The 22,193-nt window shown below is 43.9% G+C and carries 26 protein-coding genes and 1 CRISPR repeat array; of the genes, 10 read left to right on the top strand and 16 right to left on the bottom strand.

Going from position 1 to position 22,193, the window contains the following annotated elements:
- The 8 genes from THEPK_RS10850 to THEPK_RS10815 form a co-directional block, all read right to left on the bottom strand.
- A partial coding sequence (locus tag THEPK_RS10850) for a pyridoxal-phosphate dependent enzyme (protein ID WP_042701826.1) occupies positions 1 to 188 on the bottom strand: 188 nt, incomplete at its 3' end.
- 328 nt (positions 189 to 516) lie between these two features.
- Positions 517 to 801 carry a hypothetical protein gene (locus THEPK_RS10845; protein WP_042701822.1) on the bottom strand — a complete coding sequence of 95 codons (285 nt, stop codon included), beginning with the start codon at positions 799 to 801 and terminating at the stop codon, positions 517 to 519.
- A complete protein-coding gene (locus tag THEPK_RS10840) occupies positions 782 to 1,273 on the bottom strand; it encodes a hypothetical protein (protein ID WP_042701818.1) in 492 nt (163 codons plus the stop codon). Before THEPK_RS10840 ends, THEPK_RS10845 begins: the two co-directional genes overlap by 20 nt.
- Positions 1,251 to 1,502, bottom strand: coding sequence for a hypothetical protein (locus THEPK_RS10835; RefSeq protein WP_042701815.1), 252 nt, complete (start codon positions 1,500 to 1,502; stop codon positions 1,251 to 1,253). Before THEPK_RS10835 ends, THEPK_RS10840 begins: the two co-directional genes overlap by 23 nt.
- 95 nt (positions 1,503 to 1,597) lie before the next feature.
- Positions 1,598 to 1,840, bottom strand: coding sequence for a hypothetical protein (locus tag THEPK_RS10830; protein WP_042701813.1), 243 nt, complete (start codon positions 1,838 to 1,840; stop codon positions 1,598 to 1,600).
- On the bottom strand, positions 1,837 to 2,619 hold the full coding sequence (gene minD, locus THEPK_RS10825) for a cell division ATPase MinD (protein WP_042701810.1): 783 nt from the start codon (positions 2,617 to 2,619) through the stop codon (positions 1,837 to 1,839). Before minD ends, THEPK_RS10830 begins: the two co-directional genes overlap by 4 nt.
- 143 nt (positions 2,620 to 2,762) lie before the next feature.
- Positions 2,763 to 3,560, bottom strand: a complete 798-nt coding sequence (locus THEPK_RS10820) for a slipin family protein (RefSeq protein ID WP_042701806.1) — start codon at positions 3,558 to 3,560, stop codon at positions 2,763 to 2,765.
- Position 3,561: 1 nt separating this feature from the next.
- Complete coding sequence (locus THEPK_RS10815; protein ID WP_042701803.1) at positions 3,562 to 4,917, bottom strand: NfeD family protein; 1,356 nt, start codon at positions 4,915 to 4,917, stop codon at positions 3,562 to 3,564.
- A gap of 94 nt (positions 4,918 to 5,011) precedes the next feature.
- Between THEPK_RS10815 and THEPK_RS10810 the strand changes: the two genes are divergently transcribed.
- Genes THEPK_RS10810 through THEPK_RS10795 form a run of 4 tightly spaced genes read left to right on the top strand, consistent with a single transcriptional unit; the run spans position 5,012 to position 6,806 of the window.
- On the top strand, positions 5,012 to 5,299 hold the full coding sequence (locus tag THEPK_RS10810) for a hypothetical protein (RefSeq protein WP_042701801.1): 288 nt from the start codon (positions 5,012 to 5,014) through the stop codon (positions 5,297 to 5,299).
- Positions 5,287 to 6,147, top strand: a complete 861-nt coding sequence (locus THEPK_RS10805; protein ID WP_152880380.1) for a DNA-3-methyladenine glycosylase family protein — start codon at positions 5,287 to 5,289, stop codon at positions 6,145 to 6,147. Before THEPK_RS10810 ends, THEPK_RS10805 begins: the two co-directional genes overlap by 13 nt.
- A complete protein-coding gene (locus tag THEPK_RS10800) occupies positions 6,110 to 6,433 on the top strand; it encodes a hypothetical protein (RefSeq protein ID WP_042701799.1) in 324 nt (107 codons plus the stop codon). Before THEPK_RS10805 ends, THEPK_RS10800 begins: the two co-directional genes overlap by 38 nt.
- Entirely contained in the window at positions 6,411 to 6,806 is a 396-nt protein-coding gene (locus THEPK_RS10795) for a hypothetical protein (protein ID WP_042701796.1), read from the top strand. The genes THEPK_RS10800 and THEPK_RS10795 overlap by 23 nt, the downstream gene beginning before the upstream one ends.
- On the opposite strand, the gene THEPK_RS10790 is transcribed toward THEPK_RS10795, so the two are convergent.
- Positions 6,784 to 9,471 (bottom strand): DEAD/DEAH box helicase, encoded by a 2,688-nt coding sequence (locus THEPK_RS10790; RefSeq protein WP_042702304.1) that lies wholly within the window; start codon positions 9,469 to 9,471, stop codon positions 6,784 to 6,786. The two genes, THEPK_RS10795 and THEPK_RS10790, sit on opposite strands and share 23 nt — an antisense overlap.
- A gap of 86 nt (positions 9,472 to 9,557) precedes the next feature.
- Between THEPK_RS10790 and THEPK_RS10785 the strand changes: the two genes are divergently transcribed.
- The 4 genes from THEPK_RS10785 to cca all read left to right on the top strand — a co-directional run bounded on the left by THEPK_RS10785 (position 9,558) and on the right by cca (position 14,974).
- Positions 9,558 to 11,333 carry a ribosome biogenesis/translation initiation ATPase RLI gene (locus THEPK_RS10785; protein ID WP_042701793.1) on the top strand — a complete coding sequence of 592 codons (1,776 nt, stop codon included), beginning with the start codon at positions 9,558 to 9,560 and terminating at the stop codon, positions 11,331 to 11,333.
- Between the two features lie 481 nt (positions 11,334 to 11,814).
- Positions 11,815 to 12,397: a CRISPR direct-repeat array (repeat unit 32 nt; unit sequence AAGTTCCAATAAGACTTTAGAAGAATTGAAAG).
- Between the two features lie 200 nt (positions 12,398 to 12,597).
- Complete coding sequence (locus tag THEPK_RS10780; RefSeq protein WP_042701790.1) at positions 12,598 to 13,059, top strand: phosphoribosyltransferase; 462 nt, start codon at positions 12,598 to 12,600, stop codon at positions 13,057 to 13,059.
- Entirely contained in the window at positions 13,056 to 13,613 is a 558-nt protein-coding gene (thpR, locus tag THEPK_RS10775) for an RNA 2',3'-cyclic phosphodiesterase (RefSeq protein WP_042701788.1), read from the top strand. The genes THEPK_RS10780 and thpR overlap by 4 nt, the downstream gene beginning before the upstream one ends.
- Positions 13,614 to 13,624: 11 nt before the next feature.
- On the top strand, positions 13,625 to 14,974 hold the full coding sequence (cca, locus tag THEPK_RS10770) for a CCA tRNA nucleotidyltransferase (RefSeq protein WP_042701784.1): 1,350 nt from the start codon (positions 13,625 to 13,627) through the stop codon (positions 14,972 to 14,974).
- Here cca and THEPK_RS10765 read toward each other — a convergent pair.
- Positions 14,971 to 16,770, bottom strand: a complete 1,800-nt coding sequence (locus THEPK_RS10765) for a polysaccharide deacetylase family protein (protein ID WP_042701781.1) — start codon at positions 16,768 to 16,770, stop codon at positions 14,971 to 14,973. The genes cca and THEPK_RS10765 overlap by 4 nt on opposite strands.
- 55 nt (positions 16,771 to 16,825) lie before the next feature.
- Between THEPK_RS10765 and THEPK_RS10760 the strand changes: the two genes are divergently transcribed.
- Positions 16,826 to 17,110 carry a hypothetical protein gene (locus THEPK_RS10760; protein ID WP_042701779.1) on the top strand — a complete coding sequence of 95 codons (285 nt, stop codon included), beginning with the start codon at positions 16,826 to 16,828 and terminating at the stop codon, positions 17,108 to 17,110.
- Here THEPK_RS10760 and THEPK_RS10755 read toward each other — a convergent pair.
- The 5 genes from THEPK_RS10755 to THEPK_RS10735 form a co-directional block, all read right to left on the bottom strand.
- Complete coding sequence (locus THEPK_RS10755; RefSeq protein WP_042701777.1) at positions 17,107 to 17,328, bottom strand: MoaD/ThiS family protein; 222 nt, start codon at positions 17,326 to 17,328, stop codon at positions 17,107 to 17,109. The two genes, THEPK_RS10760 and THEPK_RS10755, sit on opposite strands and share 4 nt — an antisense overlap.
- Positions 17,312 to 17,638, bottom strand: coding sequence for a hypothetical protein (locus THEPK_RS10750; protein WP_042701774.1), 327 nt, complete (start codon positions 17,636 to 17,638; stop codon positions 17,312 to 17,314). Before THEPK_RS10750 ends, THEPK_RS10755 begins: the two co-directional genes overlap by 17 nt.
- A gap of 44 nt (positions 17,639 to 17,682) precedes the next feature.
- Entirely contained in the window at positions 17,683 to 18,114 is a 432-nt protein-coding gene (locus tag THEPK_RS10745; RefSeq protein WP_042701771.1) for an OsmC family protein, read from the bottom strand.
- A 70-nt stretch (positions 18,115 to 18,184) separates the two neighbouring features.
- Entirely contained in the window at positions 18,185 to 20,059 is a 1,875-nt protein-coding gene (locus THEPK_RS10740; RefSeq protein ID WP_042701768.1) for an aldehyde ferredoxin oxidoreductase family protein, read from the bottom strand.
- Between the two features lie 6 nt (positions 20,060 to 20,065).
- Entirely contained in the window at positions 20,066 to 20,617 is a 552-nt protein-coding gene (locus THEPK_RS10735; protein WP_042701766.1) for a 4Fe-4S dicluster domain-containing protein, read from the bottom strand.
- A gap of 116 nt (positions 20,618 to 20,733) precedes the next feature.
- Here THEPK_RS10735 and THEPK_RS10730 point away from each other — a divergent pair, with 116 nt between their 5' ends.
- Positions 20,734 to 21,567 (top strand): DMT family transporter, encoded by an 834-nt coding sequence (locus THEPK_RS10730; protein WP_042701763.1) that lies wholly within the window; start codon positions 20,734 to 20,736, stop codon positions 21,565 to 21,567.
- Here the strand turns inward: THEPK_RS10730 and THEPK_RS10725 are convergent.
- Positions 21,564 to 22,178: a DUF116 domain-containing protein gene (locus THEPK_RS10725; RefSeq protein ID WP_042701760.1), complete on the bottom strand. Its 615-nt coding sequence runs from the start codon at positions 22,176 to 22,178 to the stop codon at positions 21,564 to 21,566. The two genes, THEPK_RS10730 and THEPK_RS10725, sit on opposite strands and share 4 nt — an antisense overlap.
- Between the last annotated feature and the right edge of the window lie 15 nt (positions 22,179 to 22,193).

Genomic DNA, 22,193 nt, shown 5'->3' with positions numbered 1-22,193 from the left:
CCCACAGTAATCCCAGAAAAGCCGAGGGCTTTTGCCTGTTTAACGTGTGCCTTTGCGATCCTGTCTTTGTGTGTTTTTGTTGGATTTGCTGCTTCTAGTTTTAGATAGATTTTCGAAATCCCTAATTTCTCTTCTAGGCTTGTTGCCCTTAATAGGGGGGATTCATCAGAGTTCAATTCTGTCTCCATTTCCCACACCAAATCCGCCTATTTTTGAATTTGAGGGCTCAAATTTGGATTTTTACACTCTACGCTTATTCAGCCCTTGTATTATGGATATTAGCCATTCTAAAGTTGGTTAAGGGTATATAAACCTTTCTCCCAGGTATGGCGGGTATATCTAAAATAACATTGTTATACAGCCCTAATATTTTTAGATCTTGAATGAGAACCGAGAAACCATGACGGGGCGTGTTTAGTTTCACCCCCTGTTATTTAAACAGTATTTGACTCTGAGGAGGATTTTCAGACCATAACACATTACCCCAAGCAGGATTCGGGGTTACAGTAGTCTTTTTCAGTAAAACAGGGGATCCGTACTGCCAAACCACGTTGTAAACGCACCCCAGAACCCCTCATGAGGATTCCTATGCCTGTACTCTTCTTCAGAAAACACTCTGTCTCTCTTCTTACTACCAAAACCACCTGGAGCGTTCTTAGTTTTCTTAACAATCGGCCGATAACCCTTTTCCACCACAGTGTTCAGAACTTTCTTTGAATCATAAGCCCCATCAGCATAAAAATTCCCAGAACCCTCCAGCAGGAGTTCAATCAGCTCGTTCTCAGAAGTTGTGATCTTCACAGCAACCGGATACAGTAAACCCGGCAGGATTCTCGTTATTGCCTGAACTTCTATCCTGTCCTTTTTTATTTGGGATAATGGTTGAGTCTGCTTGAGTGCTGGCGTAGGGTAATTTCTGGAGTTTTTTCAGGAGGTGGTTTGTCAGTTCTTCGAGGTTCAGCTTTTTCTCCCAGTTGTGGAGGGTTGAGTAGTGAATGTTTGCTCCGAAGAATTTTCTGCCGTAGTGCTGGGCGTCTCTGAGGGGTAGGTTGTAGTATTGTTTAAAGAGGAGTATTGCCAGTATTGTTTTTACTGGAAATTTTTTGGATTTTGGCAGGTTCTTCAGCTTTCCTTCTGATTCGAAGTCTGCTAAAACGTCAAGAATTGCGAATGCCACGCTTTCAGGGTCTTTGAGTCTGTGATCCCATCTGGGGATCACGACAACCACCTGAAAGAATTCAGCAAAAACCCTAATAAAGGTTACTATAAACACGCCCTTCCCCTTCAGAAAAGGTATAAGCGCGCATTATATCCTTTGTAACTCCTATTTCTCCTGACTGAACCATGTTGCTTATAACTACATCCCCATATATCGTCCTTTTTGCGGTTTCTATCTTGATTAAATCCTCCGGGTGGAGTTTTGCTTTCTTGGCATCTTCCTCGTTGATTACTACCATAAATCTGCCTGTCTCTACGTCAAGAATTTTCACTTTTGCCCTCATGTTTTCACCCCCCGAATGAGCGGGGATTTAACAATATTACCCGAGAATACTTAAGTTTTTCCTTAAGGCCAAAAGAATTTAAAGGGCAGAAAAGGTCATAGGTTTCGTATTTCCTCTTCCAGAGATTCCTCAAGAGCTTTTTCCCATTCCTCAACATCGAAATCGACTAATTCTGACTCCAGCTCTTCTTTTAGGTGGGTAACCCTCCTCTTCAAGGTATCCCTCGTTTCCGTGTCATATCCAACATAGTATGGAGATCTTCTCTCCGCTATGTACAGTATCGCTAGTATTATATTTGTAGCCAAGAGGATAATGACCAGAAAAGTAAGTGGGCTCATCTTCTTCCCCCTCCAAACAGGGCTTTGAAGACCCTCTTTATCGGGCTTTCTGGTTCCGGAGGCTTATATTTAACTCCCGCAAGCTTTGCGGCGAGCTGCTTATAGGCTATTGCCGCCGGCGACATTGGATTTTTGATAACTAGGGGTATTCCATAAGCACTTGCCCTTTTTACTTCTGGGTCTTCGGGTATTACTGCAAGTACCGGGACTTCTAAGATGGCTTCAATGTCCTCTCTACTTAGTTCTGTTCTTTCATTTGTTACCCTGTTTAGAACAGTTCCCAAGGGGAGAGTTCCAAGTTTTTCTGCTACAAGTTTCGTTTTAAGGGAGTCGGTAATCGCAGAAATCTCTGGGTTTGTTACCAAAATAAGTTCTTTTCCTATAAGCAGGGCGGTAATTGAGGTCATCTCCAGACCAGCAGGGGCATCGATTAAAACAAAATCTGCCATTGATGATATCTCTCTTATGAGCTCCTTCAGCTTTTCCGGGTTCTTTACCTTCTTTATTTTCTCAAGGCTTAGCCCACCTGGAATGACTTTAACACCTGCTGGCCCTTCGTAGACGGCATCTCTAAGATCCGCCTCTCCTGATAGAACATCGTGGAGCGTTATCGGAATATCTTCCATACCGAGAATTAAGCTCAGGTTTGCCATAGTAATATCTGCATCAATCACTATGACTTCCTTTCCAAACTGTGCCAAAGCAACACCGACATTTGCTATTGTGGTGGTTTTACCCGTACCACCTTTTCCAGAGGCAAAAACAATAGACCTTCCCAATTTAATCCCTCCGTGTCTTTTAATTAAATGTACGAAATTCGTAATTAATGTATCTAACCTATATACTGATGTCTAACTTTTTATATTTAACTCAATTTGTCCTTAAAAAGAATTAAAGGGCAGTTAAAAACGTAAAGAAAAGGCTACTCCTTTTCTTCCTCTAACTTTTTCTTTGCGACTTCAGCTGTATCAGAAAGGCTCCTGAATAGCTTTAACATCTCCATTGGGAGTGTTAGTACTATAACGTTGCTCTTATCGCTTGCTACGTCACTTATTGTTTGCAGGGTTCTAAGCTGGAGCGCCATTGGATGCTCAGAGATAATCTCTGCAGCTTCTCTAAGCTTCTCGGCAGCCTGTCTTTCTGCCTCAGCAAGTGTAATCCTTGCTCTCCTTTCTCTCTCTGCCTCTGCTTGTCTTGCCATAGCTCTTTGCATTCCCGCTGGAAGCTCGACATCTTTTATCTCCACTGCTGTAACTTTTATTCCCCATGGGTCTGTTGCTTCGTCGATTATCCTCTGCAGTTCTCTGTTGAGCTTTTCTCTCTCGCTGAGGAGCTCGTCCAGATGTGCCTGGCCAATTACACTTCTCAGGGTCGTCTGGGAAATTTGGGACGTTGCCATTATGAAGTTCTTAACCTGAGTAACAGCCTTTACCGGGTCAACAACTCTAAAGTAAACCACTGCGTTAACCCTTACCGGAACGTTGTCCTTTGTTATTGTTTCTTGAACTGGAACATCCAAAACTTGAGTTCTTAAATCAACTATCACGGCTTTTTCGAATATTGGGATTATGAAGAACAATCCGGGGCCCCTTGCTCCAACAACCCTACCAAGCCTGAAGATTACTGCTCTTTCGTATTCCTTTACTATCTTTATAGCTGAGGACAAAAACACCAAAATAAAAACTAAAATAACAACATACACAATCCACTCAAAGGCCATTCTACTTCACCTCATCAGTATTTTCCCTTTCATCCTTTTTCTCTTTTTCCCTAACCACGATAAGTTTGAGTCCATCCATTTCAACAACCTTAACCTTCTCGCCGATATGTATTAGTTCACCATCCCGGCTTCTTGCCCTCCAAAGCTCTCCTCTGACTCTTACCATCCCCTCCGGGGCTAAAGGTTCCACAACTTCACCCGAGAGACCTATCATCTCTTCCTTTCCGGTTTGTGCCTTCCTTCTATGAGCCTTTATCACAGCTGCCATTCCGAATGCAAAGAACAAAGCAAGCAGTGCACCGATTGTTATTATTATCAATCTAATCTGGGAATAAACTTCCCTTGAAACAAGATAGTCCACTCCCCCACCCCCACTGAAGAGCATTATGCTGCCCAAAACAAACGTTATAAAGCCAGCAACTGTAAAGAGACCGAAAGTAGGCGTTAGGGCTTCTGCTATAAAGAATATCACCGCAAGGATTATCAGCAGCAAACCCGCACTCCTGTAGCCGAAGTACCCGAGGCCTATTATGGCAAGGACAATCATTATTGCTCCAGCCATTTCTGGAACGTGCCACCCCGGACTCAAGAATCCCAAAACAAGAGCCCATATGCCGAGTGTTAAGAGAACGTAGGCAACTGCTGGGTCGGTGATGTATGTTATCACCCTATCCTTTAAACTCGGTTCTAGATATCTAACTTCAGCCCCTTTAAGATCTAAAGTAACGTACTCGCCCCTTACGGGGACCTTGGTTTTCATACCATCTGCTTTTTCCAAGAGCTCATTTACATCGTTTGCAATAACCTCAATAACTCCATACTTTAGGGCTTCTTCGGGATCTATGGCCAAATCCTCCGTTATGAACTTTTCTGCTATTGTTTCATTTCTTCCACTGGCCTTTGCAAGGCTCTTTATGTAGGAGATGTAAAAGTTAACGACCTTTGGAGGAGCCTCTATAATGCTTCCATTTTGGGAATAGCCTAAAATAGGTCTGCACGCACCGATGCTTGTTCCGGGTGCCATGGCTATTAAATGTGAACCCAGGGCAATATATGTTCCAGCGGAGGCCGCCATAGCTCCAGGTGGATAAACGTAGGTTATAACAGGAACATCAGCAGATTTTATTCTCTCGATTATGTTTTGCATCGCATCCGCTCTACCACCGGGAGTGTCAAGAAGAATTATTATGGCATTCGCATTTGCCTTCTCAGCCTCGCTTATGTACCTGTCGAACTGATCGTATGTGTAGGGAGTTATCTCACCTTTTATTTGAGCAACGTAAACGGTTTTTGCTTCAGCTAGCGCTGGGCCCAAGAATATGAGCAGAAGCAGAGAGATAAAAATGATTTTTCTCATAACCACCACCTTGTGTAGATATTGTTCTCCAACTTAATTAAGTTTTCTCAAGAAAAGTTAATAAGAATGGAACCCAAAAATCCTATGGGAGAGCATGAAGGAAGAGATAAAGAAGTTCAAGCTGTCTAAGGGGAATGAAAAAATCAAGGCCGCGTGGAGTTTAATTAGACAGGTGGCCAAATACTCCAATGCTGAGCCTTACTGGGATTTCTTAAGAGAAAACTTTGGAATAAGGGAGAAAGACGTTAAGGAAATCATGCGTTTTCTGGAAGAGGTAGGAGAACTTGAAATCCACCGCTCCTCAGATGGGAAGAGGCTCTATGTCTCAACGCTAAAAGATATAAAGGAAAACCCTGTTAAGCTGGACAGATGGTTAAAGTGATCGACCTCAAGAAGGTAGCCCACGAGATGATAAAAAACGGTACCTGGAAGTTCGAAAACGGAATATTCAAACAGGCATTAGATAATGGTATAGTGGGTTTTGACGGAGAGAACTTCTATTTTCCGGAGCATTTCTCAGAAAAAGAACGAAAAGGTGCCAAAAAGAAGCTTGAATTCGTTCTAGGCCTGGACACTGACCTCGAGAAGTTTTACTCAGAGATAGGAGACTCAAAATTTTCGTTCTTAATTGAGGAGTTTTATGGGTTAACTATCCCGAGGGCACCGAGCAAATATCAAGCCCTCGTAGAGGTAATAGCCCAGCAGCAGGTGAGTTTTGAATTTGCCATGAGAACAATTAACAGCCTCGTGAAGCTCGCGGGGAAGAAGATCGAAGACCTCTACGTATTCCCAAAGCCCGAGGACATCTTAAACCTAAGTGACGAAGAGCTCAAAGAGACCAAGCTCGGCTATAGAGGGGCTTACATAAAATCTCTCACGGAAGAACACGTCAAGGGGAATTTGCGGTTAGACCTTGAGGAGCTAAGTGAGGAAGAAGCCATAAAATACCTCACGAAATTCAGGGGTATCGGGAAATGGAGTGCCGAGCTTTTCTTGGCCTATGGTCTCGGGAAAAACACGTATCCCGCTGGAGATTTGGGACTGAGAAGGGGAATAGCAAAGATATTTAACCTGAATCCCAAAGAGGTAAAGGAGAAAGACGTCAGGGAAATCATCGAGCCGTATGGAAAATGGAAGTCCCTGCTCGCGTTTTATATTCTCTGTTATGACAGAAAGACCGAGATGATGAAAAATGCCAGTAGAAATAAAGGTGGAAGGAAAAAGGTTTAAAGAGCTGAAAAAACTGGATCTCCTGGAGCTTATAGAAAAAAACCTTTCCAAAGTCGAGAAAACTCTGCAGGCTGAGAGGGAGGCGTTTCTCATCGAGAAAAAGGCGAGGCTTGAAGAAAAGCTGAGGGAAATCGAAGATGAGTTGGAAGACCTCAGGGCTTTCTATGAAAAGGCTTTGAGGGATAAAGAGCTGATGACAAGCGTTAGGGAAAAGCTGAGAAGGGAAAACGAAGAGCTTAAAAAAGAGCTGGAGGAGAGAAGGCGTGAAATTGATAATAAGGCCTAAAAAAGGCCTCGGAAAAATTGAAGTTGAGCTCCCGGATAAGCTTGTAGAAGAAATAAACAGGCTCAGCGAGCGCTATGCTGTGGATGAGAAAAGAGTTCTTGAGATAATCATTTCCAAAAGCTTCAGAGAGCCAAAAGGCAATGTAGAGGTTCTTGAAAACGAAGTTAGGGAACTTGAGAAAAAAGTAGCAAAGCTGGAAAAGGAGTGGGCGCCGCTGAGGTACAAAGCCTATGGGGTCAGCGAAGACAACAAGCTCTTAGCAATCGAGCTCAACGCCCTTCTCGCAGAAAACTCCCAGTTAAAGCGCTTTTTAGGAAAAAAGATTGAGCGAAATTTGGAACTGAGAAAGCTTATTCAGTACTATCTCCGCTGAGGAGTTTTTCCCAAATCTTTATTGCCTGCCATTTGTCGAGGAACTCGTTGAAAGTGCCGCACTTTGGAGAATAAACACACAACGGACAGCCGTCTTCGCACTTACACTTCTTCATCTGTTCAAGGCTCTTCTCCATGAGCTTCTCGGCGTTGTCATAGAGAATCTCTGCCAGTCCGAAGCCGCCTTCGTTTCCATCGTAGATGAACACTATGGGCTTGCCCACAAAGGGGGGATTTGGAAAGCTTTCGTAACTGTAGCCGCCGAGCTCCCTGCTGTCCACGTATGTGAAAATTGGGGCTATTTTAATCATGTTGTGCTCTATTGCATGAAGCCCGCTCCCGATTCCATCTTTGCTGTCCACAAGTTTCTTTATTGCAAAGGCAAGCATCTCATCTTCAATCTTTGAATTCTTTAGGCTCTCTCTGATGTAGTTTCTTAGGTAGTGACTCGTTGCGCCCAAAAGTTCGGGGAAAAGAGACCTTCTGTCCAAACGCTCGTAAAGACTAAAGGCAATATCTTCATAACCCTTTTCCACAGCAATCTTGAAGAACTCCCTAAACTCCTCGTTTGCAATCTCTCTAATGCTCTCGGGAAACACAAGCCAGATACCGTCAGTTTCAAACTCCCACGTGAAAGGCTCATCAAACTCAACCTTCGCAAACTTTTCCCAGTTAAGAATGCTCCACTCCTCATCGACCTCAGCATTCTCTTTGAGCTCCAGCATTGGAGAGTAAATCTCTCCTTTCAGAATTCCCTCTTCCTTGAGCTTCAACAGCTCTTGGAGGTAGAGAGGAGTATCTTTTCCTTTGACGGCAAACCCCCAGTAGTGGTGCTTAACCCTCAGCCGGCCGATATAAATTTCTACCCCTTTGTACTCCTTCCTGCTGTAGATATCGAGGATCTCTACGTCTTCTCTCTTTGAAGGGAATGTGTCAACTTCCCAGAACCTGTTGAGCGGAGAGGCGAAGATAAAATGGAACTTTCCAAGACCGAGCTTGTCCTTTGCAATATACAACTCTCCCCTGGAGAAATACGCCATCCCCGGTAAAAGGGAGCGGTAGTATTCGGGTTTGTCAACCTCCTCTATTACGTAGTCCTTAAGCTTGAGCCAGTTTATAAATCGGATTAAGTCTCTTACACTGGACTTTTCCAGAAGTTTGTACCTTATCCATGGTTCATCGAGCAGGAGGAAATAGCTCTCATCACTTGCCGCTCTTATAGAGGAGTAAGTAAATGCCGGCTGCAAGATGCGGATTTCCCTTTTACCCGTAATTGGATTATCGTAGAGCTTTGCTTTTTTCTCATCCACGAGCTCCATGGCAAGCTCCTTCTCAAACTCGTTCAGCTCATCCCAATCAAGAATCTTGAGCTCACTCAGAAGGTAGTGGAGGTGCTTTTTCACAACGAGTCGGTTTTTGAGGTTTATGGGCATGTACTCAATTATTCCTTTTTCGAGCTTTTCCACCAGCTCCTCAACGTGCTCCTTATAGTAATAGTCTAGGCCGTTTTTTCTTAAAACGATTGCATTTATGGCTTCCCTTTCCTGTTTTCTTCCTGCCCTTCCGAAGCGCTGGATAAGGGAGAACAGGCCGTCGGGAGGTATTCCATAGTTTACAACAGCGTCGAGATCCCCTATGTCAATGCCGAGCTCCAGAGCGTTTGTCGTCAAAAGCACGAGAAGTTTCCCTTCCTTAAAGTCCTTCTCGATTTCCCAGCGGATATTCTTTGGAAGGGTGCCCTTGTAAGTAGTGGTTTTGTAAACCGCTGGAGACGTCAAAAGAAACCTCATGAGCTTTTCAGTCCCTTTTCTTGAATCAAAGAAAACAAGAGTTTTAATGCCCTTCTCAGCCAGCTTTTCGACGATTGCCCTTAAAAGCTGCATCTCATTAAGCCGTCTTGGTTCGAACATCACGAGGTATCGTTTTGGGAAGGGGTTCGCAGACTTTGTGATAGCATCAAAGGGCTTTCCAAAAAAGGTTTCCGCAAACTCTTTTGGGTTCCTCAGTGTTGCTGATAAAGCTATTATTTGTGGTTTTTTCCCATACCTTTCCAGCGCCTTGAGAAGCCGTTTAAAAACGTAAGCGGCGTTAGTTCCGAAAACACCTCTGTAAATGTGGAGCTCATCCACCACGAGGTATCTCACGTTCTTCAAAAGCCAGTCATAATCCTTTTTGTTTCGTAAGATGTTGTAATGCAGCATATCCGGGGTTGTGAAAACGACCCTCGGCTTTTCCCTGATGAGGTTTCTCCTCTCACTCCACTCCACATCTCCAGTCAGAATCCTCGCGCTAACAGTCTTTCCCGTAATCTGAAAAAAGTGGAAGTTCTCAACGCTGAACTTTTCATACTGGTTATTTATCAATGCCCTTGTTGGATAAACGAGCAGATACGTGTCCTGAGGGTTTGAAAGATAGTTGTCAAATATCGCCAGTCTAAAAATTTCGCTTTTGCCGGAGGCAGTTGGAGTCGTTACCACGATGTTTTTCCCCAAGTAGAGGGCTTTCAAGGCATCAATCTGATGCTTATAGAGCTTAAACCCCATTTCTTCAACTAACTTGTTTACTTCAGGGTTTTTAAACTCAAAAGAGCCGTATTTACCCCGCTTAGGCTTAAACTCTTTAAGGGCTACAATCTCACTCTCTAGCTCTTTAAAAATCTCCATCATAGCAACTCCTTCTTTTAAATTTAAATCGTTTTCCATTCTTCAACAACTTTTTAAAGGCATTCCAGAAATGGTAACCGGTGAGGCTCATGAGGATCGCGGTCATCGATTACGACAAGTGTAATCCTGACAAGTGCGGTCATTTCCTATGTGAGAGGGTATGTCCAGTGAATAGAATGGGTGGAGAAGCTATAATCATCGACGAAGACAACTACAAACCGGTGATACAAGAAGCCAGCTGTACCGGATGTGGAATATGTGTCCATAAATGTCCCTTCAATGCTATAACGATAGTTAATCTCCCGGAAGAGCTGAAGGAAGGATGTGTGCACAGATATGGGATTAACGGTTTTGCTCTCTACAGGTTGCCGGTGCTAAAAGAGGGCATGGTAGTAGGTATCTTGGGTCCAAACGGTACTGGTAAGACAACTGCCGTTAGAATCCTTGCGGGAGAAATGATTCCCAACCTTTGCGGTTCCAACGACAGCTGGGATAACGTCATAAGGGCTTTCAGAGGAAATGAGCTCCAGAACTACTTTGAAAAGCTCAAAGAGGGCAACATAAAGAAGGTAGTCAAACCCCAGTACGTTGACCTAATCCCCAAGGTTGTTAAAGGGAAAGTGAGAGACCTCCTTCAGAAGGCAGATGAAAAAGGGGTACTGGACAAGCTCGTTGAAGAGCTTGAGCTTTCAAATATCCTTGATAGAGAGATTCAGCAGTTGAGTGGTGGTGAATTGCAAAGGGTTGCGATAGCGGCAGCTATCGCAAGAGATGCGGACTTCTACTTCTTCGACGAACCCTCATCATACCTCGACATAAAGCAGAGACTCAAAGTGGCAAGGGCAATTAGAAAACTCGCAGAGGAAGGAAAATCCGTTATGGTCGTTGAGCACGATCTGGCTGTTCTTGACTATTTGAGTGACATCATACACATAGTCTACGGTAAGCCGGGAGCATATGGTATATTCTCAATGCCCAAAGGAACCAGAGTGGGCATAAACGCTTTTCTGGAGGGGTATCTCCCAGAAGAGAACGTAAGATTCAGGCCCTACCAGATAAGATTCACAAAGCTCAGCGAAAGGCAGAGCCAGGCGGGAGAGGTCCTTGTGGAGTATCCGAAGCTCGTCAAGGACTACGGAGGCTTTAGACTAGAAGCAGAGGAAGGAACGCTGTATAGGGGAGAAGTCGTGAGCATAGTAGGGCCCAACGGTATAGGTAAAACAACCTTTGTGAAAATGCTGGCCGGAGTTGAAGAACCAACGGAAGGTAAGGTAGAATGGGAGCTTAAAGTAAGCTACAAGCCCCAGTACATAAAAGTCGACTATGAGGGAACAGTTTATGAACTTTTGAGCAAGATAGACGCTGTAAAGCTCATGAGCAACTTCTATAAAACCGAGCTTCTCAATCCTCTGGGAATCCCAGACCTCTACGATAGAGCTGTAAATGACCTAAGCGGTGGTGAGCTGCAGAGAGTAGCAATAGCAGCCTGTTTGCTAAGAGATGCCGATTTATACCTCCTTGACGAGCCCTCCGCTTATCTCGACGTCGAACAGAGGTTGGCGGTTTCAAGGGCTATAAGGCATTTAATGGAAAAGAACGAGAAAACCGCACTTGTAGTTGAGCACGATGTGCTGATGATAGATTACATAAGCGACCGCATAATGGTATTTGAAGGCGAGCCAGGCAAACACGGTAGGGCTTTGCCCCCAATGGGTATGAGGGAAGGGATGAACAGGTTTTTAGCAAACGTGGGCATAACCTTTAGGAGAGACCCGGACACCGGAAGGCCAAGGGCAAATAAAGAAGGGAGCGTCAAGGACAGAGAACAGAAAGAGATAGGGGAATACTACTACGTGAGTGAATAGCCGAAGATTCTTTGTATCACGTTTAGCTTTTCCTTTTTTGGATTTTCTTTCTTCTGGTGGGCCAGTTTTGATTTTAAGGCTCTAAGGTTGCTCTGGAAGTCTTTAGTAACTAAAAGTTACTATCAGACAAAGAGTTATGGTATTTTGGAGGTTTTGTAACGAAATTTTTTCGAAATTTTGAGCGGAGGTTTCTCAGGACTTCTTTGATATTCTCTCCTCGTGGAAATTTAACCTTTTTGGATTTAATGCTTTTTTGTGGTTTTATTTTTGTTTTAGGTTTCTGTCTTCTCTCTGGAAGTCTCGTGAACAAGATTGGACATGGAGAAATTTGAAGGTTTTCGTTTACAAAACAAGCCTAAACTCTTAGTTAATCACTGGAATTAAAGGCTCCAAAATACTGTTTTATTGACCCTTCGGGGAAAAGTTTATAAATTTCAAGCCCTCTAATTACTCTATAGGGGATTTAAAGAAAATTTGCCCCCTGTTCCAATAAGACTTTAGAAGAATTGAAAGCAGGTTGAACCTGAAAAGTGTATGTATATGCTTCCCAAGTTCCAATAAGACTTTAGAAGAATTGAAAGCACTAAGCAAAAGGGCGTTTAATGACCAGGTGAAGAAAGTTCCAATAAGACTTTAGAAGAATTGAAAGATTATAAGCACAGAAAACTAGATGAAATAGCGAAGAAGTTCCAATAAGACTTTAGAAGAATTGAAAGTTCTTTCCAGAGAACATAGGGATGACAGAAAATCCTTTGTTCCAATAAGACTTTAGAAGAATTGAAAGACAGTTATGACACTGGATGAGATGAAAGAAATTGTAGTTCCAATAAGACTTTAGAAGAATTGAAAGTTTCGATAAAATTTCATGGAAAAATCAAAGGTTCGAAAGTTCCAATAAGACTTTAGAAGAATTGAAAGCTCTATAAGGTCTTGAATTGTAACGTTCTGGGGTTCTTTCTCTTTCAAGTTCCAATAAGACTTTAGAAGAATTGAAAGTTCCTTGATGTTTTGGATTTGGTTGTCGATGTCTTCTTGTTCCAATAAGACTTTAAAAGAGTTGAAATGCTGAAATGTAAGGCACCTTAACCCAAACCACGGCCTGTTCCAAAAAGACTCCTGACATCCTCTACCTTCTCACCAGTTATGAAATATGAATGACGAAGTGATATTCTCCCCTTACCTGAACCCCCGACATCTCGAAAACGCTGGGTTTTTAAACTCTCACCCTTCTACTTTACCATATATCAAAGGGGAGGGTGAGAGAATGGACAAAGTTTATCTCACATGGTGGCAGGTTGATAGGGCAATCTTCTCACTTGCTGACAGCTTAAGAGAATACAAACCCGACTTCATCGTTGGAATCTCAAGGGGAGGCCTTATTCCAGCAGTAAGGCTTAGCCACATCCTCGGAGATGTGGAGTTCAAGGTAATCGACGTAAAGTTCTACAAGGACATAGGAGAGAGAGGAGAAAAGCCTGTGATAACAATCCCCCTCCATGGAGACCTCGAAGGAAAGAAGGTTGTAATAGTAGACGACGTCAGCGATACCGGAAAGACTCTCCAAGTCGTTATTGAGGAAGTAAAAAACAGGGGCGCCAAGGACATTAAGGTGGCCTGTTTGGCTATGAAACCCTGGACTTCAGTTGTTCCAGACTTCTACGTTTTCAGAACAGACAAGTGGATAGTTTTCCCCTGGGAAGAATTCCCAGTGGTGGTTAGGGAATGAGGGCCTTCATAGCGATTGATGTTAACGATAAAGTAAGACAAAAGCTCGTAGGAGCTCAGGAAAAAATAGAAAAAACAAAATCCGCAAAAATCAAATACGTTGAGCCGGAAAACCTTCACCTTACTCTAAAATTTTTGGGTGAAATAACGGAGGAACAAGCAGAGGATATTAAAAAACTCCTGGAGCAGATAACCAAAAAGCACAGAAAGCACATCGTAAGAGTTAAGGGCATAGGGGTGTTCCCGAGTTACAATTATGTCAGGGTTATCTGGGCTGGACTAGAAAACGATGAAGAGATAAAGAGGATGGCAAAAGAGATAGACGATGCACTTTTCAAACTTGGTTTTAAGAGAGAAAAGGATTTTGTTTCCCACATAACAATCGGAAGAGTAAAGTTTGTGAAGGACAAGGTTGAGCTCATGCTGGCGTTGAAAGAACTCGCTAACGAGGATTTTGGAGAGTTTGAGGTCAACGCAATAGAGCTCAAGAAGAGCACCCTAACGCCAAAGGGCCCGATTTATGAGACAATCGCAAGATTTGAGCTGCAGGATTAGGTGAAGCATTGATGGAACTCCTGAAAGAAGTTCTAGAGAAGATAAAGCCCTCAGAAGAGGAAAGGGCTGTAGTAAATGCAGTAACGAAGGAAATAGTTGATATTGCAGGGGAAGAGATAGAGAAAAGAAAGCTTGACGTTACTCCTCGTTTGGTGGGCTCAATAGCGAAGGACACCTATCTCTCTGGAGACCACGATGTTGATCTTTTCTTGGCGTTTCCTCTCGAAGTCCCTCTTGAGGAGTTAAGGAAAGCAGGTTTGGAACTTGGAAAAGCCATTGGCAAGAGGCTTGGGAGCTATGAAATAGCCTACGCCGAACATCCATACGTGAGAGCCCTCTACAGGGGCTTTGAAGTTGACATCGTTCCCTGCTACAATGTGAAAAGCTGGAGAGAAGTAAAGACGGCAGTTGACAGGTCACTGCTCCACACAGAGTGGGTGATAAGTCACTTAAACGGGAAAAACGATGAGGTGAGACTTCTCAAAAAGTTCTTGAAGGGGATAAACGCCTACGGCAGTGAAGTTTACGTTAGAGGCTTCTCCGGCTATTTAACGGAGCTTTTGATAATAAAGTACGACTCCTTCATGAACCTTCTTGAAAACGTCGAATTCCTGGGAAAGAGCAAGATAATAGACCTTGAAGGCTGGCTAAAGAAAGAACCGGAGATAGCTTACAAAACTGTGGAAAGGGAAAAGGAAAGGCCGCTAGTCGTCATAGATCCCGTTGACCCGAGAAGAAACGTTGCCTCCGCTCTTAGCTGGGAAAAGTTTGGAGTGTTTTATTTTAAAGCCATGGAGTTCATAGAAAGCCCCAGAATTGAGTTTTTCTTCCCATCAAGAGCAAAAGCTGAAGATTACAAATCCCTGATCAGAGAAAAGGGTACAAACCTTGTTACCCTTCTCTTCCCGAAGCCTGAGCTTGTGGACGATGTTCTCCTTCCTCAGCTTGAGAGAAGCGCAAAGGGGCTTGAAAAGAGCCTGCGGAGAGAAGGCTTTGAGGTTTTTGACTCAAACTGGGGATACGCTGAGAAGGCGTTCATTATGCTTGAAGTCGATAGAGTAGAAAGGCCTAGGGTAATCTTAAAACCCGGCCCGGAACTCTTGAGCGAGAGGGCACTCGACTTTTATGCAAAGAACCAGAAGGTCTGGATACGGGGAAAGCAGCTGTACTCGGAGAAAAGGGTTAAGGAAAGCATAGTGGACGTTATCGAAGAGCTTCTCGCCAAAAATCAAGTCGCTCTTGGCAGAAATCTAAGGGAGCCAATAAAAAATGCGGAGATTTTAATAAATCTCGTCCCTCCGGAGCTTGAGGAAGAAGCTTACCTCTTCCTCAGCAAAGAAAAATGGAACATAAAGGGCTAAAGTTTAGCCCTATGCTCGCACCATTCCCTGTTTTCCCAGTTTCCGTGCATTTCTCCGGGGATGTGTCCAGTATCTGCAACAGCTTTTCTCAAATCGTAGAGAACTTCTATTGCACTTTTGATATCTTCTGGGAGGTCTTCCTTCCCAACGAAGAGAGCAGCCCTCGTTACCACGTTGTAATCACAGTTTGGAACTTCACTCTTTAAGCTCTCAAACCACGCTTGTTCACTCGTCTCCCACCCTTCAAGCCCGGGCATCTTGAAAAGCTCGTAATCATAGTAAAGCTGCGGGAATGCAAGGAGCTTCATATATTCGAGGAGAATGTAGTTTGCCCTCTCGTGCATGTTCTCTTCGATATAAACTTTCATAAGCTCTATCAAAGCTTTGCTGATTGCGGAGACGTTTCCAAAAGTTACTCTCGTGTCGATGTTCTCCCAGAAGCGCGGGCAGGAGTGGTTGGCGAGCAGCATTATATAGTATATCCTTCCCAATCTTAAGGCCAGCGTTGGGTCGAGGTCTTTAATGGGTCCCATAACGTACTCAACCGTTGTGTCCATCTCGAAGTATTCATAGTGCTCCCTGAAGAATATCCTCGCATATCTAACCAGGAATTCTTTTATAGCATCGATCTCCGCCTCTGGAAGATACTTGCGGATTAAGTCAACAACACCAAATCGTATGCTCCTGTTGAGCTCTCTGAAAAGCTTTGTGAAGGCATATTTCCAGAGCTGTGAAACCTTATTTCCTTTATAAAGACGGTTAATGACTTTACCGTCTTCTCTTCTCATACCAAGCCATCTCATGTCGCTCGTCCTTCCATCTATGCTTAGGTCATAATAGTCGCTCCAGCTTGAATAGTCCTTGACATTGATTCTGAAGTTCTCTGTGCATTCTCCCTCAAGCTTTTTGAATTCTTCCCGCTTCTTCTTTCTAATGAACTCCACCGCATTTATCGCTTCAACCCCTTTTTCCTCAAGTCTTGCGACCCAGCCGAGGAACTTGTCCAGCTGCTGTGGGTTGCTCAGCAAGGCCTCAAGGTCGCTTGCAAGGTAAACCAAATATGGAATCCCTGCATTCTCTTTGAAGACATCCACCCTTCCTTCCACAACGGCCCTCACAAGACCGTCAACGTCCAGTGTGTTGAAGGCAAAAGCATCACTTAGCTGGTGATCCCGTCCAAAGACATACGCTGTTTTATCATCACATTTGTAGGTGTTGCAGGAGAACTTCGCTTGGGGGAGGTGAAGACCCACAAACTGCCGTTCGTCCAAAAGGAATAGTATTTCCTTCTGAGTGGATTCGGCAACGATTTTAGCTGCTTCTCTCGTTATAACGTTCTCGGGAAGCCAGTAACCAACGACATCTCTATCTTTGATAAAGGGCTCGTAGAAGTCGAAGGAGATTCTCGCAAGGATTTCCTGTTCAAAGGTGCTGAGATGGGGCACTATTGGGTGAAATGGTGTTGTCACAACTGGCTCTACCTTGTTCATGAGCAGATCGACTATTTCCCCATATATCTTTGGTTTGTATCTTAGAATCATGTAGAGAGTGAACGGCTCAAAATCAACGCTCACAGACCCGGATTTTAGAGAGCCTAAAGCGTCGCTCGTGTATTCATAGGCTTTGATAACGGTTCTTGTCCAGTTTCTGGACTTTACCTCTACGTCCCTTATCTTCAGAGACACGGGGCTCAATCGTTCGGAGTATTTTATCGGATCCCACCCCGAGCCATCGTGTATGTATATAACATCCCCGGGCTGGTAAGCATGAAAGTGATATCCAAACTTCTGGTACATTATGTCACCCTAAAAGTTTAAAGTCAAGGAGAGTATTAAGAGTTGCGGTGGTTTGATGGAAAAGCTGAAACCGTATCTAGAGGACATAAACCGAAAAGCGGGTTATGCTGAAGAGCTTTATGGGATTAGAATAAGGTATGTTCCTCTTATAGTGGAGAAAAGAACGATCGTATTTGATAGACAAAGCTTTAAAATCAAGGTTTTGGAAGAGGATAGATGTCTTTCCCCGGAGGAAGCTGAGACGCTGGAGGAGAAGATTCTGGAGAACATCAAGAAAGGGATGATAGAGCTCTACCTGACGCTCACTTTTGGAGAGGATGTTGGACTCGGGGAAAGCTAACCCCCATAAACCACGGGAAGGACTTTCAATGTATCCCCATCGCTTAGTGGATGGTTTTTTGAGACTTTTCTTTCGTTGAGGATTAAATGATGCTCCGAAGCGCTTATTCTCAGAGTATTGAGAACATCAGCAACAGTAGCTCCGTCTCTGACTTCCAGTTCAATCTCTGCACCATGTTTTAGGGCAAGCTCGCCATAGAGCCTAACCCGTATCTTCACGTTTGAGCTCCTCCAAAAACTGCTTTAGCTTTTCATATATCTCTTCAGGGGCTTCTTTTAAGGGTGAAGCCTTTATTTTGGGCTTTTCCAGTCCAATAATCAGTTTTTCAAAAAACTCAATCGCGTTTTTTAATGCCTCCTCTTCGGTAGCCCCGGGAGGAATGTCATTGTCAAAATAATACCAAGTGTCGTTTTCCTTGTCGTATAAAGCTAAACTTGGAAACCATTCCCCACATTCTCCCCCTATGCTGAGCTCAATCATGAGCTTGTCGTTTTCGAGAAAACCCTGCCTAAGCTTCTCACGCCACATATACTCCACCGGGAAAAAGGTGAGAAAAGAGAGTTTAAAAACTTTTAACACTTTTCAAACTCGACCTTTGTTGGAGTTGGATTGGCCAAGTTATCGGAAACCGGGCAGCGTTCCTCAACTTGCTCAAGCCACTTCTTGAGGGTTTCTTCATCAGCGTCTGTCTTTACTTTAACTTTGACTTTGATCTCTTTATATCCCGCTCTCTCGTTACCCTGTCCATAGAGCTTTCCGGGGTTGAAGACACCTTCAACCTCAACTTTCAGGTCTTCAATGTTTATTCCCATATCCTTGGCTACAAGAGTTGCGACAATATTGAAACATCCTGCAAGGGCTGCGAGAACGTAGTCTATTGGACTCGGGGCTTCCCCACCGAGTTTGTCAAGCACAATTTCATAGTTTCCTGCTTTAACTTTCATTTTTGTTGGAGAAAGCCTCTCTCCAACAACCTTTATTGTCATATCTTTGTATTCAACCATACAATCACCATATATTTTTGACAATAAAGCCTTAAAAAGTTCATCAAAACCAAAAGTTTAAAAGAAAAAGTTAGAGGTTCAAGCGCTTTTTAATCCTCTTTACCTCACGCTTTGCTTCACCTATGCCAAGTTGCTCAAGAACTTCTTCCCTCGGGATTCCATTTTCGTCGTAGCCGATTTCTTCGTAGTACTGCTTTACCTTTGCCCTAATGTCTTCTCTGCTTGGGGCTTTTCCTTTAACTGGTCCGCTCGGCAGTGGCTCATAGAACCTTGGTGGATTGTCGTCGTCCTTTCTCGGGTCCCAGTGCACATCCGGTCCACCAAGGAGTAGAAGTATTCTCTGAAGGTGGATTATCCTCAGACCCACTTCGTTAAGCCACTGCTCGGGGGTTATGTTGAATCCTGTCAAAGCGTTTCCAAACTCGAGGATTCTTTCAAATCCGGGCTTCGTGACGAAGTTGCACACAACCGCGGAGTCGTAGAATGCGTTTACCATCTCCCCTTCGTAGCTCCTTGCTGGAAGACCTGCTGTGGAGGTGTGGTCTCCTCCCTGGACAGAGACAGCATAGCTTATGTCCTTTGTATAGTCGAGCTCGCTCCTCACCCCGTGAGCACCGACTCCGATTCCCTTCACGTGAACCGCGTATTTTGTTACATCTACACCTTTAAGCTGTGAAATCTTCAACGCTGCTCTGTAAGTGCCCTCCGCAAGTATCTCTCCAATGCCCTCCTTCTCAGCTATTAAGTGCAAAAGCTTTGCGAAGGCTTTTTCGTCGCCCCAGTTAAGCTCGAATCCTATGTCATCCTTTGTAAGAATTCCCCTCTGGTAAAGCTCCGCTGCAAATCCTAAGGTGTTTCCAGCGTTTATTCCGTCCAAGCCAAGTTCATCAACCAGATATGACAGGTAAACTATTTTTTCTGGTTCAAATATTCCGAGGTTAGTTCCCATATATGCCATGAGCTCATAGTCCGGTGCATCTGTAATTGCACCCTTGTACTCACCATAACGGAGATATGAGATTTTCATACAGTTTACCGGACACCCGTAATCAGCCCAATATTTCTTTATCCAAGCTCTGTTCTCGAAATTAACTACGCTTATCTCCTCGTTGTCGTGGTATTCCTCCTGCCAGTTTCTTATTGGCTCACTTGAGCGGTCATGCCCTACGCTATATCCTCCAGCTCCGGTACCCCATTCCCTAAAGGTAGTCATTGAAAAGAGCTCTTTCCAGAACTCTCTGAGGAGGGATTTCATTTTTTCTTTGTCGTAAACTTCTGGAAGAGATTTGCTTCCTTTTACGATTATTGCCTTGAGGTTCTTGCTTCCCATTACCGCTCCATAGCCACCATAGCCAGCGGCATGCATGAGCTTCGTCATTATTGCAGCAAAGCGGACTTTATTTTCTCCCCCTCTGCCAATGTACATCATCGCGGGCTCTTTGGGAATTCCTCTCAGCTTTTCTTTCTTCTTTATCTCCTCATGAACTTCTTTCAAGAGGGTTTTGTGAAGCTCAACGCCACCCATGCCCCAGTATTTTGTTGCGTCCCTTATCTCCACCGTATCGTTGTGAACGAAGAGATAGACTGGGGCCTTTGCTTTTCCTCTGATTATGATCCCATCATATCCTGATGCCTTGAGTTCCAAACCTACTTCACTGCTTAGAACACTCCCCACGATACCATTGCTCTCAGGAGATTTGGAAACAACAGCAGTCTTCATACCCGGGTAATAGCCGGTTAGCGGTCCTGTTAGTATCAGAAGGAGGTTCTCCTCGCCAAGGGGATCTACAGTTTCCCACTTGTCCCCGAGCTCTTTCCAGAGAAGGTATGTTCCAAGCCCTCTCCCGCCATAGAACTTCCTTAAGATTTCTTCATCCAGCTCGACCTCTTTAATTTCCTCTTTTGTTAAGTCCACATCAAGGAGTTTTCCGGCATATGCGTACATTTTTACTCACCCCAAGAATTCCTCCCCAAAGACTTTTCTCGCTATTTCATGGCTCTTTTCCACCGGGTCTTTAGCGAATGTCCTAAAGATAGGTCTATAGTCTCCTGTAACAATCTTTAACGCATCGTGCCCTGCTTCATGGCAAACCTCAACACATTTCGGATTTCCTCCACATAGGTCACATATGACCACACTTCCCTTACCAGCGGGAATCCTTGGAACGTTTCCCGGGCATGCTGTCACACACGCTCCACACTCTATGCACTTTGCTTCGTCAACAATGACTGCTCCGGTTTTGTCATCAACGCTTAGGGCTTTTGTGGGGCAGGAGTTAACACACGGATAATCAGGACATTGGACACACGTATGTGGGACATTAACTCCGGGCAAAAGTTCAAAGACTCTTATTCTTGATGCCTCGGGCCATATTATTCCCTCGTGCTCAAGGGAGCATGCAACCTCACAAAGCCTGCAGCCGCTGCATTTGTCTGGCGTTATTAGGATCCAAATTCTCTCGATTTTCTCTTGCGGGGCCTCATGAACTCCTTCCTCACCCATGATATCACCAAAAAATGATTATGTTTTCTTTTTATATAAGGGTTACGAAAATTAGAGCGTTTAAGCCAATATCTGAAAGAAAAATGTTTAAAAAGTAGAAACCTTTAGATTGAGGCATGAAAAGAGCTGAACTAATACTCCTTGGAATCACAGCCATCTGGGGATTTACATTTCCGGCAATGAAGGTTAGCCTCGGTTATATGCCCCCAATACTATTTCTGGCTTACCGTTTCGGAGTAGCGTCTCTCCTTATGCTCCTCATTTTTAGAAAGAGAGTCCTGAAGAGAGAAACCTTATTTGAAGGGCTTATTCTGGGATTAACACTCGTTTTTGGGCACGGCTTTCAAATCGTCGGTTTAAAATACACTTCTGCATCCAACTCTGCATTCATAACCTCTCTCTACGTGGTCTTCACGCCGTTTATAGCATACTTTCTCCTGGGGGATAAGCTAAAAGCGAGAGATTTTCTATCTCTTATTGTTGCAATAATTGGTTTGTATTTAATCTCGGGAGCAAGCTTAAAGTTTAACTATGGTGATCTGCTGACGATTTTTTGTGCAATTTCCTTTGCCTTCCAGATAGTCCTTATCCAGAAATTTGGAGAAAAAGATTACCTCAGCCTAGCCTTCTGGCAGATATTTTGGAACTTTGTGTTCTCAACAATCTATGCTCTTGTTTTTGAAGGGTTCGTAGTGCCTGTAAAGATGACTCCATGGCTTGGCATCCTTTACACGGGAATCTTTGCAACGGTAATAGCATTCACCCTTCAGGTAAAGTACCAAAAAGAAACAAAAGCCCATAAAGCAGCCCTCATATATTCCGCTGAACCTATTTTTGGACACATCTCGGCATTTTTAACTATCGGGGAGGTGTTAAGCTTAAAAGGCTACATAGGTGCTTTGTTAATTTTGACTGCAATCTGGAATGAAATAAGAAACGAAAACAGCTAAAGAGTTGGCTGAGGATTTATTTCCGCTGAAGGAACTGAACTCCTGTCTTCATGCTTAAGCCCAATCTCAAGTGTTCTCTTAACTCTTTCAAGATCAACAAGGGTGTTTATACACCCTGCTCTCAACAGAGGCACGGCTTGAAGCGGGATTTTCAATATGGAAAGCTTCTCGTTAGCCTCTGCAAGCTCGGGCCACCATGCTATCCCTACTGCAGCTTTTATCTCTCCTTTAGGCACCTTCTCCTTTAATACCTTTTTTACCAAACTTCCTCCCGGTACTATGTAGAACTGTTTGTAGCCGAGCTTTTCTCCGTAATCAATTATATCTCCAATCGGGCATTTCCCGCACTTTGTACATTTCCACCCGTACTCGCCAAACTCCGCCGGGCATTCCTTTACGTTCCTTAGACATTGGGGAATAAACACGGCTCTCTTTTCAACAGGAACCTTTGCAAACTCCTCTTTATACGCTTTGTTCTTTATCTCAACGTATATTTGATCGGTAAGTTCCTCATCCTCACTTATTAAAGAAAGTGCCATTCTTATGGCATTTCTTGTACTTAGGTCAGCCCCAACTGATGCCAGCTTTGCAATTATGTTATCAATTCCCATATTTTCACCTTCAGC

Source organism: Thermococcus sp. PK (assembly GCF_000430485.1).
GTDB classification, from domain to species: Archaea; Methanobacteriota_B; Thermococci; order Thermococcales; family Thermococcaceae; genus Thermococcus_A; species Thermococcus_A bergensis.
Note: the sequence above shows the minus strand (reverse complement) of the source record. Positions and strands in the feature narration are given on the sequence as shown.

Bases quoted from the DNA above. Each gene is read 5' to 3' on its own strand.
- THEPK_RS10835 (WP_042701815.1), bottom strand. From the start codon at position 1,502: ATGAGGGCAAAAGTGAAAATTCTTGACGTAGAGACAGGCAGATTTATG.
- THEPK_RS10830 (WP_042701813.1), bottom strand. From the start codon at position 1,840: ATGAGCCCACTTACTTTTCTGGTCATTATCCTCTTGGCTACAAATATA.
- THEPK_RS10820 (WP_042701806.1), bottom strand. From the start codon at position 3,560: ATGGCCTTTGAGTGGATTGTGTATGTTGTTATTTTAGTTTTTATTTTG.
- THEPK_RS10815 (WP_042701803.1), bottom strand. From the start codon at position 4,917: ATGAGAAAAATCATTTTTATCTCTCTGCTTCTGCTCATATTCTTGGGC.
- THEPK_RS10810 (WP_042701801.1), top strand. From the start codon at position 5,012: ATGAAGGAAGAGATAAAGAAGTTCAAGCTGTCTAAGGGGAATGAAAAA.
- THEPK_RS10805 (WP_152880380.1), top strand. From the start codon at position 5,287: ATGGTTAAAGTGATCGACCTCAAGAAGGTAGCCCACGAGATGATAAAA.
- THEPK_RS10800 (WP_042701799.1), top strand. From the start codon at position 6,110: ATGCCAGTAGAAATAAAGGTGGAAGGAAAAAGGTTTAAAGAGCTGAAA.
- THEPK_RS10790 (WP_042702304.1), bottom strand. From the start codon at position 9,471: ATGATGGAGATTTTTAAAGAGCTAGAGAGTGAGATTGTAGCCCTTAAA.
- THEPK_RS10785 (WP_042701793.1), top strand. From the start codon at position 9,558: ATGAGGATCGCGGTCATCGATTACGACAAGTGTAATCCTGACAAGTGC.
- THEPK_RS10780 (WP_042701790.1), top strand. From the start codon at position 12,598: ATGGACAAAGTTTATCTCACATGGTGGCAGGTTGATAGGGCAATCTTC.
- thpR (WP_042701788.1), top strand. From the start codon at position 13,056: ATGAGGGCCTTCATAGCGATTGATGTTAACGATAAAGTAAGACAAAAG.
- cca (WP_042701784.1), top strand. From the start codon at position 13,625: ATGGAACTCCTGAAAGAAGTTCTAGAGAAGATAAAGCCCTCAGAAGAG.
- THEPK_RS10765 (WP_042701781.1), bottom strand. From the start codon at position 16,770: ATGTACCAGAAGTTTGGATATCACTTTCATGCTTACCAGCCCGGGGAT.
- THEPK_RS10760 (WP_042701779.1), top strand. From the start codon at position 16,826: ATGGAAAAGCTGAAACCGTATCTAGAGGACATAAACCGAAAAGCGGGT.
- THEPK_RS10750 (WP_042701774.1), bottom strand. From the start codon at position 17,638: ATGTGGCGTGAGAAGCTTAGGCAGGGTTTTCTCGAAAACGACAAGCTC.
- THEPK_RS10745 (WP_042701771.1), bottom strand. From the start codon at position 18,114: ATGGTTGAATACAAAGATATGACAATAAAGGTTGTTGGAGAGAGGCTT.
- THEPK_RS10740 (WP_042701768.1), bottom strand. From the start codon at position 20,059: ATGTACGCATATGCCGGAAAACTCCTTGATGTGGACTTAACAAAAGAG.
- THEPK_RS10735 (WP_042701766.1), bottom strand. From the start codon at position 20,617: ATGGGTGAGGAAGGAGTTCATGAGGCCCCGCAAGAGAAAATCGAGAGA.
- THEPK_RS10730 (WP_042701763.1), top strand. From the start codon at position 20,734: ATGAAAAGAGCTGAACTAATACTCCTTGGAATCACAGCCATCTGGGGA.
- THEPK_RS10725 (WP_042701760.1), bottom strand. From the start codon at position 22,178: ATGGGAATTGATAACATAATTGCAAAGCTGGCATCAGTTGGGGCTGAC.